The sequence below is a fragment of the Arthrobacter globiformis genome, assembly GCF_003261175.1.
In the GTDB taxonomy this organism is placed as follows: domain Bacteria; phylum Actinomycetota; class Actinomycetes; order Actinomycetales; family Micrococcaceae; genus Arthrobacter; species Arthrobacter globiformis_A.
Genome location: NZ_QLNP01000105.1, coordinates 241,717 through 254,530 on the forward strand (window position 1 = coordinate 241,717; position 12,814 = coordinate 254,530).

At 68.4% G+C, this 12,814-nt stretch carries 13 protein-coding genes; 11 read left to right on the forward strand and 2 right to left on the reverse strand.

The annotated features are described in order from the left end of the window. Positions 1-7: 7 nt before the first annotated feature. The 7 genes from DBZ45_RS21885 (at position 8) to DBZ45_RS21915 (ending at position 7,497) form a co-directional block, all read left to right on the forward strand. Positions 8-985: a tetratricopeptide repeat protein gene (locus tag DBZ45_RS21885; protein WP_111905903.1), complete on the forward strand. Its 978-nt coding sequence runs from the start codon at positions 8-10 to the stop codon at positions 983-985. Between the two features lie 5 nt (positions 986-990). Beyond that, positions 991-2,088 carry an NADH:flavin oxidoreductase/NADH oxidase gene (locus tag DBZ45_RS21890; RefSeq protein WP_111906024.1) on the forward strand — a complete coding sequence of 366 codons (1,098 nt, stop codon included), beginning with the start codon at positions 991-993 and terminating at the stop codon, positions 2,086-2,088. A gap of 83 nt (positions 2,089-2,171) precedes the next feature. Next, a complete protein-coding gene (locus DBZ45_RS21895; RefSeq protein ID WP_111905904.1) occupies positions 2,172-2,936 on the forward strand; it encodes an ABC transporter ATP-binding protein in 765 nt (254 codons plus the stop codon). Next, positions 2,918-4,489 carry a transporter gene (locus DBZ45_RS21900; protein ID WP_111905905.1) on the forward strand — a complete coding sequence of 524 codons (1,572 nt, stop codon included), beginning with the start codon at positions 2,918-2,920 and terminating at the stop codon, positions 4,487-4,489. The genes DBZ45_RS21895 and DBZ45_RS21900 overlap by 19 nt, the downstream gene beginning before the upstream one ends. A gap of 54 nt (positions 4,490-4,543) precedes the next feature. Beyond that, positions 4,544-5,326, forward strand: coding sequence for a glucosamine-6-phosphate deaminase (gene nagB, locus DBZ45_RS21905; RefSeq protein WP_111905906.1), 783 nt, complete (start codon positions 4,544-4,546; stop codon positions 5,324-5,326). Between the two features lie 51 nt (positions 5,327-5,377). After that, positions 5,378-5,719, forward strand: a complete 342-nt coding sequence (locus DBZ45_RS21910; protein WP_102972082.1) for a DUF3039 domain-containing protein — start codon at positions 5,378-5,380, stop codon at positions 5,717-5,719. Continuing rightward, positions 5,719-7,497, forward strand: coding sequence for a DEAD/DEAH box helicase (locus tag DBZ45_RS21915; protein ID WP_111905907.1), 1,779 nt, complete (start codon positions 5,719-5,721; stop codon positions 7,495-7,497). Before DBZ45_RS21910 ends, DBZ45_RS21915 begins: the two co-directional genes overlap by 1 nt. A 28-nt stretch (positions 7,498-7,525) precedes the next feature. Here DBZ45_RS21915 and DBZ45_RS21920 read toward each other — a convergent pair whose 3' ends face one another. Continuing rightward, positions 7,526-8,161: an isochorismatase family protein gene (locus DBZ45_RS21920; protein WP_111905908.1), complete on the reverse strand. Its 636-nt coding sequence runs from the start codon at positions 8,159-8,161 to the stop codon at positions 7,526-7,528. 19 nt (positions 8,162-8,180) lie between these two features. After that, the gene (locus DBZ45_RS21925) at positions 8,181-9,509 is read right to left on the reverse strand and encodes a nicotinate phosphoribosyltransferase (RefSeq protein ID WP_111906025.1); all 1,329 of its coding nucleotides are present in this window, start codon (positions 9,507-9,509) and stop codon (positions 8,181-8,183) included. Between the two features lie 389 nt (positions 9,510-9,898). On the opposite strand from DBZ45_RS21925, the gene clpS reads away from it, so the two are divergent. From clpS to DBZ45_RS21945, 4 genes are all read left to right on the forward strand, one after another. After that, positions 9,899-10,276: an ATP-dependent Clp protease adapter ClpS gene (gene clpS, locus DBZ45_RS21930; RefSeq protein ID WP_111905909.1), complete on the forward strand. Its 378-nt coding sequence runs from the start codon at positions 9,899-9,901 to the stop codon at positions 10,274-10,276. Further along, positions 10,269-10,835: a DUF2017 domain-containing protein gene (locus tag DBZ45_RS21935; RefSeq protein WP_111905910.1), complete on the forward strand. Its 567-nt coding sequence runs from the start codon at positions 10,269-10,271 to the stop codon at positions 10,833-10,835. Before clpS ends, DBZ45_RS21935 begins: the two co-directional genes overlap by 8 nt. A gap of 141 nt (positions 10,836-10,976) precedes the next feature. Then, on the forward strand, positions 10,977-12,002 hold the full coding sequence (gene murI / locus DBZ45_RS21940) for a glutamate racemase (RefSeq protein ID WP_440130545.1): 1,026 nt from the start codon (positions 10,977-10,979) through the stop codon (positions 12,000-12,002). Then, positions 11,999-12,796: an MBL fold metallo-hydrolase gene (locus DBZ45_RS21945; protein WP_111905911.1), complete on the forward strand. Its 798-nt coding sequence runs from the start codon at positions 11,999-12,001 to the stop codon at positions 12,794-12,796. Before murI ends, DBZ45_RS21945 begins: the two co-directional genes overlap by 4 nt. Positions 12,797-12,814 lie beyond the last annotated feature (18 nt).

Here is a 12,814-nt window from a genome sequence, read left to right on the forward strand (position 1 = left end):
GGGAGCTATGAGTTCGCCAGCTTCCCGCCCTGTCCCTTCGGCCGCGAGCCAGCTTAACCTTCGCGGCGCCGTCGACCTCTCCTCCCTCAAGCAGCGCCCGGCGCCGCCGGCGCCTCCGGGCAACGCCGGTGCCGCTGATTCCCAGCAGGCCGACGGGGGACCCGCCCTCCGGGTGGACGTCACCGAGGCGAACTTCCAGAGCCTCGTGGAGCTGTCAGCCCAAGTGCCCGTGGTCTTTGCCCTGTGGGCCGCCTATTCGCCCGAATCCACCGGTGTGCTGGATGCGCTTGACCGGATCATCCAGAGCTACGGCGGCCGGCTGGTCCTCGCCGCTGCGGACATCGAAGCATTCCCGCAGCTGGCCCAGGCGTTCCAGGTGCAGGCCGTTCCCACCGCCGTCGCCGTGCTCAAGGGCCAGCCGGTTCCGCTCTTCCAGGGTGGCGCCGACGAGCAGCAGATCCGCCCGCTGCTCGACGAACTCCTCACAGTTGCCGCCGCCAACGGGGTGACCGGCAACGTCGGAGGTGGCGCTGGTACAGCCGAGGAACCCGGCCCTGCCCCTCTGCCGCCGCTCCACCAGAAGGCCTTCGACGCCATCGAAGAGGGTGACTACGCTGCTGCGGCCGCTGCCTACCGGCAGGCGCTCACCGAGATGCCGGCGGACGCCGAGGCCAAGGCCGGCCTGGCGCAGGTGGAACTCATGGAACGCCTGCAGAGCCTTTCCGGACCCGAGGGCGAGGCGCTGCGCCAGCTTGCCGCGGACGAACCGGACAACCTCACGGCCCAGTTGGGCATCGCTGACCTTGATCTCGCCGGCGGCCACGTGGAGGATGCCCTGAACCGCGTGGTCGCGTTTATTGGCAGGAACTTCGGCCCGGAACGCGAGTCCGCCCGCGTGCGCCTGCTCGAGCTGTTCGAAGTTGTCGGAACCACGGATGAACGCGTGGGCAAGGCCCGCCAGGCCCTGGCACGGGTGCTGTTTTAGTGGCGGTGCCCGCGCTGTTCCAGCCGCTGACGCTGCGCTCCCTGGAACTGCAGCACCGCGGCTGGGTCTCGCCGATGTGCCAGTACAGCTGCGAACCTGACGAGGCCCCCGGAGTGCCCAACGACTGGCACCTCATGCACCTCGGGTCGTTCGCCGCCGGGGGAGCGGCCCTCATCCTGACCGAGGCTGCGGCTGTCAACGCCGAAGGGCGTATCAGCCCGCGGGACGCGGGGCTGTACAACGACGAGCAGGCGGAGGGCTGGGAGCGGATCGTCCGCTTCGTGCACCGCCACGGCGTCGCCGACGCCAAGATCGGTGCCCAGCTCGCCCATGCGGGACGGAAGGCGTCCACCTACTGGCCGTTTTCCGGCCGGAGCGGCTCCGTCCCCGCGTCCGACGGCGGCTGGGAGACAGTCGGTCCGGGCCCCCAGCCTTTCGACGGCTACGCGACACCCGCCGCCATGACCGAGGATGACATCAAGCGCGTCACCGCGGATTTTGCCGCCGCAGCGACCCGCGCCGTCGACATCGGCTTCGACACCATCGAGTTGCACGGCGCCCATGGCTACCTCCTGCACCAGTTCCAGAGCCCGCTGATCAACGACCGCACTGACGCTTGGGGAGGCGATGCGGAGGGACGTGACCGGCTGACCCTGGCCGTCATCGACGCTGTCCGCAACGTCATCCCGGAGTCCATGCCGCTGCTGCTTCGCATCTCGGCAACCGACTGGGCGGAGGGCGGAATCAGCGTGGAGGACTCGGTCAGCCTGGCCGCGCAGGCCGCGCAGCGGGGAGTGGACCTGGTGGACGTGTCCAGCGGCGGGGCCGTGGCGCACCAGCAGATCCAGCCCGGGCCGGGCTACCAGACGGAGTTCGCAGCCCGGATCCGCCGCGAAACAGGAGTCGCCACCGGCACTGTCGGGCTGCTGACGTCCCCGGGACAGGCCGAACATGTGGTGGCCACCGGTCAGGCCGACGGCGTCTTTATCGCCCGGGCGGCCCTGCGGGATCCGCACTGGTGGCTGCGGGCCGCCTTTGAACTCGGCCACGACCTGCGCTGGGCGCCGCAGTACGAACGGGCCGTGCCGCGCCGCACGTTCTGACCGCTTTTAGGCGTACCGCGTCAGCAGGTTTTTACTCCTTCCGGAGGATCCCCCCGGCGACAGGCCAAGACTAGGGTAAGTGCATGAGCACTCCCTTAACAGCCCTCTCGATCAGGGGGCTTGCCAAGCGCTTCGGCACCAAGATCGCGGTGGACGGCATCAGCCTCGACGTTCCCGCCGGTTCGTTCTTCGGCATTGTCGGGCCCAACGGTGCCGGCAAGACCACCACCCTGTCCATGGCCACGGGCCTGCTCCGCCCGGACTTCGGAACGGCGGTGGTCCACGGCGTGGACGTCTGGGCACAGCCGCTGGAAGCCAAGAAGCTGATGGGCATCCTGCCCGACGGAGTGCGGCTCTTTGACCGGCTCAGCGGTGAGCAGCTGGTCACCTACGCCGGGCTGCTCCGGGGCATGGACAGGGCCGTGGTGGCTGCCCGGGTGGGGGAACTGCTCGCAGCCTTGGACCTCGGCCAGGACGCGGGCACCCTCGTGGTGGACTACTCGGCCGGCATGACTAAGAAGATCGCGCTGGCCTCCGCGCTGATCCATGCTCCGAAGGTCCTCGTGCTGGATGAGCCCTTCGAATCCGTGGATCCCGTCTCCGCCGCCAACATCAGGGACATCCTGGAGAGGTACGTGGCGACGGGCGGTACCGTGATCGTGTCCAGCCACGTGATGGACCTCGTGCAGCGGATGTGCGACCACGTCGCCGTGATTGCCGGCGGCCGGATCCTGGCCGCCGGAACGGTGGACCAGGTGCGGGCCGGCGCGAGCCTGGAAGAGAGGTTTGTGCAGCTTGTGGGCGGCAGGAGCCAGACGGAGGGGCTCGAATGGTTGCGCACCTTCTGAGGCTGAAGCTCACGCTGTTGCGGAACGGCCTGCGGCGCAGCCCGTGGCAGCTTGTGGGGCTGGCCTTCGGCGGGCTGTATGCGCTGGGCATCGTGGGCATGTGCCTGGTGCTGCTGGTCCTCCTCCGGCAGGAGGATCCGGGCCTGGCCCAGACCGTGGTGGTGCTCGGCGGATCGGTCGCCCTGCTGGGCTGGGGGATTGTGCCCGTCGTTGCCTCGGCCGTGGACATGACGCTTGACCCGGCCCGGTTCACGACGTCGGCCGTGCCCATGCCGCAGCTGCTGGCCGGCCTCGCGCTCGGCGGCCTCATCGGACTCCCGGGGCTGGCCACATTGCTCGTCGCCCTGGGCACCGTGGTCACCTGGTCACGCAGTGTGCTGCCAGCCGTGGGTGCGCTGACCGGAGCCCTTTTGGGCGTGCTCACCTGTGTGGTGTTCTCCCGCGTCGTCACGACAGCCACGGCAAGCCTGGCTTCCTCCCGGCGTTTCAAGGACGTCAGCGGGATTGCCTTCTTGGTTCCCCTGGTCCTCCTCGGCCCCATCACCGCCGGCATCTTCCAGGGGACGGCGGGTTCAGGGGTCTTCCTGTCCGGGCTGGCCGACAGGATTTCCTGGACGCCGCTGGGGGCCGCCTGGTCTCTGGGCGGCGACCTCGAAAGGGGCCAGGCGGGCGCGGCGGGACTCAAGCTGCTCATCGCCGTGGCCACGCTTGCCGGGCTTTCCTGGTGCTGGAAGCTGCTGCTCGAACGCGCGCTGGTTACGCCGCCCTATGCCGGGAGCAGCCGCCGGAAGGGCGGGCGCCTGGGGCTCTTCGCGCTCCTGCCCGGCACGCCGGCCGGTGCCATCACGGCTCGGGCGCTGACCTACTGGTTCCGTGATCCCCGGTACTCAGGCTCGCTGGTGGTCATCCCCCTGCTGCCGGTCGTCCTGGCCTTCCAGGGCAGCCAGACCAACGACTACGGCGTCCTGATGATCACCGGGCCGCTTACCGCCTTCCTCCTGGCGTGGTCCATCTCTGGGGATGTGTCCTACGACAACACCGCCTTTGCCCTGCACCTGGCCGCCGGCGTGCGGGGTGTCCATGACCGGCTGGGGCGCGCGCTGGCGTGCCTGGCGTTCGCGCTGCCAACGGTGCTGGTCCTCGCCATTGTGCCGTTCTTCATTACGGGGGACTGGGCGTGGGGACCCTCGATTCTAGGAATATCCGTGGGAGTGCTGCTGACCGGGCTGGGCCTGTCGTCCGTGGTGTCCGCCCGCTACACGATTGCCGTGCCCCTTCCCGGCGACAGCCCGTTCAAGAAGCCGCCGGGCAACGTGGGGCAGACCCTTGCCGTCCAATTTGGCGGAATGGGTGTTCTCCTGGTGCTGGTCCTCCCGGAGGCCGGCCTGGTCCTGGCGCAGGTGCTCACCGGTGACCTGCTGTTCGGCTGGATCAACCTGGCGGTCGGCCCCGTCCTCGGCGCTGCCCTGTTCATTGTGGGGGTCCGGGTCGGCGGGCGCTGGCTCGATGCCCGCGGCCCCGAGCTCCTGGCCCAGGTCACGGTCAACCGCTGAAAAGTAGCTACCCGCCGTGGTTGACTAGCAGGACAGCTGAGAGAAAGGCCGGAAATGGAAGTCGTCATACTTCCGGGCGGCAAGCAGATCGCCTCCCTCGTGGCGGACGCGGTGGAAAGCCTGCTGCGGAGCAAGCCCGACGCGGTGCTGGGGCTTGCCACAGGATCATCGCCGCTGCCGGTCTACGACGAACTTGCCCGGCGGCACGAACAGGCCGGCCTGGACTTCAGTCGTGCCTCCGGGTTCACCCTGGATGAGTATGTCGGGCTGGAACCCGCACACCCCGAGTCCTACCGGGAGGTGATCCGCCGCGACTTCGCGAACCGGGTCAACATCGACCCCGCGAACGTCCTCGGACCGGACGGAAGCGCTGCCGACATCCCGGCAGCCTGCCGGGCCTACGAGGACCGGATTAGGGAGCGCGGCGGCATCGACCTGCAACTTCTGGGTTTGGGCACCGACGGGCACATCGGCTTCAACGAGCCGGGGTCGTCGCTGGCATCCCGCACCCGGATCAAGTCGCTCATCGAGCAGACCCGGCGCGACAACGCCCGCTTCTTCAACAGCCTTGAAGAGGTTCCGCACCACGTGGTGACCCAGGGGCTGGGCACCATTCTCGAGTCGCGGCACGCGATCCTGCTTGCCACCGGAGCGCAGAAAGCGCAGGCCGTCCACGACCTTGTGGAGGGGCCCCTTGCCGCCATTTGTCCTGCCTCTGTCCTGCAGTTGCACCCCCATGCCTCCATCGTGGTGGACGAGGCCGCCGCGTCGTCACTGAAGCTCGCCGACTACTATCGGCACACCTTCGACCACAAACCGGCGTGGCAGGGGCTCTGATAGGAACCTGCGCCCGGGTCCTCCCGCGGCCGCCCGTCCGGAACGGCTAAGATGGATGCCATGAGTAGCATGACGGATCCTCTCGACAACGACCCCATGCGTGAGCTTTCCGGAGCCGGATCGTCCACCGCAACCATTGAGCGCGAGGAACTGCGCCAGGAAGTGGAGCCCGGCGACCGTGAGCGCTTCTCGCACTACGTGCGCAAGGAAAAGATCATGGAGTCCGCTTTGACGGGCGAACCGGTCATCGCGCTGTGTGGCAAGGTCTGGACGCCTGGACGGGATCCGCAGAAGTTCCCGGTCTGCCCCGAGTGCAAAGAGGTCTATGACGGCCTCCGCCCGGGCAACGACGGCGGCAAGGGGTCCGGCGGAGACTCAGGCAACAACAAGTAGTGACGGAGACACTCTTCGGCGGACCCACCCTGCCTCCGGCTTATCCGGAACGTGCAGCCTGGGGAACCGCCCAGAAGCTCCGTGCCTGGCAACAGGAAGCGCTGGACCTTTACTTCAGCAAAGCTCCCCGCGACTTTATGGCAGTGGCCACCCCCGGCGCCGGCAAAACCACCTTTGCGCTCAGGGTGGCCTCCATGCTCATCGAGGCCGGCACGGTGAACCGCGTGACCATCGTGGCGCCCACGGACCACCTGAAGCGGCAGTGGGCTGACGCTGCGGCGCGCGTCGGCATTGCGATCGACCCCAACTTCAAGAATTCCGACGGCCAGCACGGCCGCGGGTTCATCGGCGTGGCCGTGACCTATGCGCAGGTGGCCAGCAAGCCCATGCTGCACCGGGCCAAGACTGAAGCCGCCCGCACCCTGGTGATCCTTGATGAAATCCACCACGGCGGCGAGGCACTGTCCTGGGGTGACGGTCTCCGGGAGGCCTTCGATCCCGCTGCCCGGCGGCTGTCCCTGACCGGTACGCCGTTCCGGTCGGACACCTCGCCCATTCCGTTCGTGGAGTACACCGAGGACCGTGAGGGCATCCGGCGCTCCAAGTCGGACTACACCTACGGCTACGGCAATGCGCTGCGTGACCACGTGGTGCGCCCGGTCATCTTCATGGCCTATTCCGGGCAGATGCGCTGGCGCACCAGCGCCGGTGACGAGATGGCCGCCTCCCTCGGCGAGGCCGCGGTCACGAAGGACATCACGTCGCAGGCCTGGCGGACCGCCCTGAACCCTGCGGGCGAATGGATTCCCGCCGTTCTGGCGGGAGCGGACAAGCGGCTCAGCGAGGTCCGTCGGTCCGTTCCGGACGCCGGCGGCCTGGTGATCGCCACTGACCACGAGGACGCCCGGGCGTACGCCGGCCAGCTCAAGAAGATCACGGGCGAGTCGCCGACCGTGATCCTGTCCGATGATGCGAAGGCTTCAAACAAGATTGAGGAGTTCAGCGCGGGCAACCAGCGCTGGATGGTTGCCGTGCGAATGGTGTCCGAAGGCGTGGACGTGCCGCGCCTTTCGGTGGGCGTCTACGCCACGTCGACCTCCACCCCCTTGTTCTTCGCCCAGGCAGTGGGTCGCTTCGTGCGTTCCCGGAAACGGGGCGAGACGGCCTCGGTCTTCCTGCCGTCCGTTCCCCCGCTGATGGCGCTGGCCAACAGCATGGAGGCCGAACGTGACCATGCCCTGGACCGGCCGCAGAACGATGACGGGGACGGCCTCATGGACCTCGAAGAGTCGCTGATGGACGAGGCGAACCGCGAGGAGAAGGCGTCGGACAGCCTGACCAAGGGCAAGTTTGAGGCGCTGGACTCGCAGGCGTCGTTCGACCGCGTGCTGTTTGACGGCGGCGAGTTCGGCACCGGAGGCGACATCGGGTCCGAGGATGAACTGGACTTCCTCGGCATCCCGGGCCTGCTGGACGCAGAGCAGGTGGGCATGCTGCTGCGCCAGCGCCAGCACGAGCAGCAGGGCCGCAAGAAACGCCAGGGCCCCGCGGCAGCGCCCGCCGCCCCCGCGGTACCCGACCACCGCATGCTGATGGACCTGCGCAATGAGTTGGCGAAGAACGTGGCGGCCTGGTCCGCACGGACGGGCACACCGCATGGCGTGGTGCACACGAAGCTGCGGACCGTCTGCGGCGGCCCTCCGGTGGCACAGGCGAATGAGGAGCAGCTCCAGTCCAGGCTGAAGAAGCTCCAGGACTGGTTCATCGGCCGGACATAGCGGCGCCTGAAGGAGCCAGCCGCAAAACCTACTCGAGGTCCACGCCGCCCAGCTCCATTTCGGCGTAGGTGTCGTCGAGGTCATCGGCGATGCCCGCCGTCAGCCGCTTAATCACGGTGACGGCGTAGCCGGCCTGGACGGCATCCAGTGACGTTGCCATGACGCAGTGGTCGGTGGCGAGGCCCACCACCACGACGTCCTCCACGTCGTGGCTCTGGAGCCAGTCGTCGAGGCCGATCGCGTCTTCCTCGGGGGCGTAGCCGGGGTCGGCGGCTCCGGGCAGGGAACCGGGCTGCCGCTCGCCGGTGGGGACGGCGTCCTCCGGTGCCAGCAGGCCTTCGAACCCGGAGTAGGCAGCGGTATACAGGCCCTTGTGGAAGTAGGCCTGGATGTGTTCGGTGTCGAGTTCCGGGTGCAGCTCGGCTCCCTGGCTCCCGGCCACGCAGTGCGGTGGCCAGGTGTCCTTGAAGTCCGGGGCTTCCGAGAAATGGGCGCCCGGATCGATGTGCCAGTCCTGCGTGGCCACGATGTGGTCGAACTGGCCGTGGTGGTTCTCGACGTACTCGCTGATGGCCCCGGCCACGGAGGCCCCGCCCTCCACCGGCAGCGCGCCGCCCTCGCAGAAATCGTTCTGGACGTCGACGATGATGAGTGCCCGTGCCATCAGTTCTCCTCAGTTCCCATCAGTTGTCCTCATAGAGCGTCGGAATAGCCGGCTCGCCGCGGTGCAGGCGGTGGACTACCGAGGGCAGTTCGGCCATGGAATCGGCGTGGCGCTGCCGGGCGCGCAGGACGCCTTCGTGGCCGGTCCAGCCCGGCAGGAGCTCGCCGTTCTTGATGAACTGCTGCAGCAGCGCACGGTCATTGCCGTCGTCCGCCGGCCGGTGGCCCACACCGATGAGCTCCTGGGTTGCCGTACCGTTGTCGTTGAGCCGGCGGAGAGCATACTTCCGCCCGCCCTTGCTCGTCTTGTTCTTGGCGGCCTTGGCCACCGATACGAACTCCCCGGCGTCGTTGGTGCGGCTGACCAGCTTATAGACCATGCTGGCGGTGGGTGCACCGGAGCCGGTCACGAGGGACGTGCCCACCCCGTAGGAGTCGACAGGGGCGGACTGCAGGGCCGCAATCGCGTATTCGTCCAGGTCCGAGGTCACAGTGATGCGGGTGCGCTCGTTGCCGAGCTCGTCCAGCAGCTGCCGGACCCACTGCGCCTGCTCCACCAGGTCGCCGGAGTCCAGCCGCACGGCGCCCAACTTGTCCCCGGCGATGTCAACGGCCGTACGAACGGCGGTCTCGACGTCGTACGTGTCCACCAGCAGCGAGGTGCCGGCCCCCAGGGAGGCGATCTGCGCCTCAAAGGCGTCCCGCTCGGTGTCGTGGAGCAGCGTGAAGGAGTGGGCAGCGGTGCCCACCGTCTTGAGTCCGTACCGGAGCCCGGCCTCGAGGTTTGAGGTGCTGTCGAACCCGGCGATGACGGCGGCACGGGCGGCAGCGGTGGCTGATTCCTCCTGGGTCCGCCGGGACCCCATTTCGATGCAGGGCCGCTGGCCGGCCGCCATCACCATGCGCGAGGCCGCCGAGGCGATGGCGCTGTCGTGGTTGAGGACGGACAGGACGTACGTCTCCAGGATGCACGCCTCGGCGAACGTTGATTCGACGATCAGGATGGGGGAGTTGGGGAAGTAGGCCTCGCCCTCGGCGTATCCCCAGATGTCGCCGGTGAAGCGGAAGTCGGCCAGGTAGTCGAGCGTCTCCTTGTTAACCACGCCGGTGCGAGCCAGGAATTCGAGCTCCGCGTCGCCGAACCGGAACGCCATGATGCCTTCGAGCAGCCTGCCCGTCCCGCCTACAATTCCGTAGCGGCGCCCGTCCGGGAGCCGGCGCGCGAACGCCTCGAACACGGCCTTCCGGTGCGCGGCGCCGGAATGGAGGGCCCCCTGCAGCATGGTCAGCTCGTAATGGTCGGTGAACAGGGACGTGCGGGGCTGCTCCCAGCCGGCGGAGTTACTCACAAAAATCACTCTAGTCCCCACCGGCTCCCACGTCTCGCTTCGCTTCGCCGCGGGGCCCTCGCCGGCGTGGGCCCACCCACCGGCTCCCACGTCTCGCTTCGCTTCGCCGCGGGCCCTCGCCGGCGTGGGCCCACCCACCGGCTCCCACGTCTCGCTTCGCTTCGCCGCGGGCCCCTTGCCGGCGTGGGCCCACCCACCGGCTCCCACGTCTCGCTTCGCTTCGCCGCGGGGCCCTCGCCGGCGTGGGCCCACCCACCGGCTCCCACGTCTCGCTTCGCTTCGCCGCGGGCCCTCGCCGGCGTGGGCCCACCCACCGGCTCCCACGTCTCGCTTCGCTTCGCCGCGGGCCCCTCGCCGGCGTGGGCCCATCATCGCCATAGAATGGACAGATGACCTTAAGCGTTGCGCTCGGCCCTGACACCCAGGAGAGCACCCAGACCGGAACGGCGGTGTCCACCGACGCACTGACCGTCCCGGACGTCCCTTGGAACCTTGTCATCTGGAATGACCCCGTTAACCTCATGAGCTATGTCAGCTACGTGTTCCAGAGCTATTTCGGCTACTCGGAAACCAAAGCCAACAAGCTGATGCTTGAGGTCCACAGGAAGGGCCGGTCTATCGTTGCCCACGGCAGCAAGGAACAGGTGGAGCAGCACGCGGTCGCGATGCACGGGTTCGGCCTGTGGGCCACCGTGGAGAAGGCCACCGGCGGAGACAGCGGGGGCGGCAAACGCGGCCCGGGCAAGGGCAAGGGAAAACGTGGCTAAGGCTTTCAAATACGGACTCAAAGGCATCTCCGGCTTTCTTGAACCGGCCGAGAGGGAACTGCTCCGCAGCCTCTTCGCCGATGTCATCTCCATGCTGGAGCCGGCGGACCGCGGCTCCGAGGATCCGCTCGCCGCGATGATCGGACTGGACATGGAGGTCCGGGAACCGTCGGACCGCGCCCTCCGCCGGCTGCTGCCCAACGCAGTGAAGGACGACGCCGCGGCCTCGCTCGAGTTCCGCCAGCTCACCGAACGCTCACTGCGGGAAAGCAAAATCGGCGCGCTGCGCGCCGCCGCGCTGGGCCTGGACAAGGACGAGCTCGTCCTGACGCCGGCTGATGCCCGGCACTGGTCCACAGCGCTCAACGACGTGCGGCTGGTGCTCGCCGAGCGGCTCGACATCCGGGACGAGGCGGACGCGGACCACGTCCACCAGATGCAGGACTGGTCCCAGGCCGAGGACGTGGAAAGCTACCTCGCCTTGGTTTACAACTTCACCACGTGGCTGCAGGAATCCCTCGTGCAGGCGATGCTGCAGTCACTGGACACACGGTCCTGAGCTGTTCCGGCGGTGAACTTTTCCGCCACTGGGCGGCTCCGCGGGTGAGCCGTTGCGGCCGCCGGATGTGACAAATTCGACATGAGTCGCCCGCCACAAGTGATGGCCGCACCTCACGGGAAGACCTATCCTCAAATAATCATGACTTCAGCATCGAGCATGGATCCGGCAGCGGGAGCTGCAGCGGAGTCCGCAACGGCCGACGGCGTAAATGTGGGATCGCTGCCGATCGGCGTCTTCGACTCCGGGGTCGGCGGCCTCACCGTGGCGCGGTCGATCATCGACCAGCTGCCGAACGAATCCATCCTCTACGTCGGCGACACCGCCCACGGCCCGTACGGGCCGCTGCCCATCGCGGAGGTGCGCGCCAACGCCCTCGGCGTCATGGACGAACTCGTGGACTCCGGTGTCAAGCTGCTCACCATCGCCTGCAACTCGGCGTCGGCCGCGGTGCTCCGCGACGCACGCGAACGCTACACGGCGCGTTACGGCATTCCCGTCATCGAGGTGATCCAGCCGGCCGTGCGCCGCGCCGTCGCAGCCACCCGCAGCGGCCGGGTGGGCGTAATCGGCACCTCCGCCACCGTGGGCTCCCGGGCCTACGAGGACACCTTCGCCGCGGCGCCTGACCTGGTGATCACCTCCGTGGCCTGCCCTGCATTTGTGCCGTACGTGGAGGCGGGCATCACCACGGGGCCGGAACTGCTCGACGTCGCCCGCGAGTACCTTGAGCCGCTGAAAGCCGCGGGCGTGGACACTGTGGTGCTGGGCTGCACGCACTATCCGCTCCTGACCGGCGTGATCTCCTACGTCATGGGCGAGGACGTCACGCTGGTCTCCAGCGCCGAGGAAACCGCCAAGGACGTCTACCGGGCGCTGGCCAGCAACGGCCTCGAACGGACGGATCCGGCGCCGCCGGAGCACAGCTTCATCGCCACCGGCGATCCCGGCCAGTTCGAAGCGCTGGCCCGCAGGTTCCTCGGGCCGGAGGTGCTGAGCGTCAAGCACGTGGACCATGTCGCGGCGCAGTACCCCACGGGCAGCCTGGCGAGGATCACCCCCGAAATGATCGCCGCCGCACGGAACGCGGCCGCCCGCCCGCGCATCTCCAACTTCGTCGGGCAGGCCGCCGGCAGCGGGGCAGCCACCGGAGGTCCGTTCCAGTGAAGCTCACCATCGTCGGCTGCACGGGCTCATTTCCCGGCCCCGGATCGCCCGCATCCTGCTACCTGCTGACCGCCAACGACGGCGAACGCGTGTGGAAAGTGGTCATGGACCTCGGCAGCGGGGCCCTGGGCGCGATCCAGCGGTACACAGACCTCGAGGACATCGACGCGATTTTCCTCACCCACCTGCACCCCGACCACTGCATGGACCTCTGCGGCCTGCACGTGGCGGTCCGCTGGAAGCCCGGCGGCTGGGACCGGGGCAGGATCCCCGTCTGGGGCCCGGCCGCCACCGCCGACAGGATGGCAACCGCCTACGGGCTGGACCTGGATCCGGGGATGCACGAGGAGTTCGACTTCACGAACTGGACCGAGCGCCAGTCTGTCACCGTCGGCCCCTTCACCGTCACGCCCTTCGCCGTTAACCACCCTGTGGAGGAGGCCTATGCGCTGCGCGTGGAGGTCACCGAGCCGGACGCCGCCGGGAATGCCCTGACCCGCGTGCTGACATATTCAGGCGACACGGATTCGTGCCGCGGACTGGAGGAGGCGGCCAAGGACGCCGACCTCTTCCTCTGCGAGGCGGCCTTCGAGGAGGGCCGTGACGACGGCATCAAGGACGTCCATCTGACCGGCAAACGGGCGGCTGAAGCCGCCACGGCCGCCGGCGCACGCCGCCTTCTCCTTACCCACATTCCGGTGTGGACCTCTCAGACCAAGGTCATGACCGAGGCGCGTCCCGCCTTCGCCGGTGACGTGGCCGTGGCCGTGGCGGGCGTGCACTACACCGTCTGAGCAGCTTCCTGGGGCGGG

Bases quoted from the DNA above. Each gene is read 5' to 3' on its own strand.
- nagB (WP_111905906.1), top strand. From the start codon at position 4,544: ATGGAAGTCGTCATACTTCCGGGCGGCAAGCAGATCGCCTCCCTCGTG.
- murI (WP_440130545.1), top strand. From the start codon at position 10,977: ATGACTTCAGCATCGAGCATGGATCCGGCAGCGGGAGCTGCAGCGGAG.
- clpS (WP_111905909.1), top strand. From the start codon at position 9,899: ATGACCTTAAGCGTTGCGCTCGGCCCTGACACCCAGGAGAGCACCCAG.
- DBZ45_RS21885 (WP_111905903.1), top strand. From the start codon at position 8: ATGAGTTCGCCAGCTTCCCGCCCTGTCCCTTCGGCCGCGAGCCAGCTT.
- DBZ45_RS21910 (WP_102972082.1), top strand. From the start codon at position 5,378: ATGGATGCCATGAGTAGCATGACGGATCCTCTCGACAACGACCCCATG.
- DBZ45_RS21900 (WP_111905905.1), top strand. From the start codon at position 2,918: ATGGTTGCGCACCTTCTGAGGCTGAAGCTCACGCTGTTGCGGAACGGC.
- DBZ45_RS21895 (WP_111905904.1), top strand. From the start codon at position 2,172: ATGAGCACTCCCTTAACAGCCCTCTCGATCAGGGGGCTTGCCAAGCGC.
- DBZ45_RS21920 (WP_111905908.1), bottom strand. From the start codon at position 8,161: ATGGCACGGGCACTCATCATCGTCGACGTCCAGAACGATTTCTGCGAG.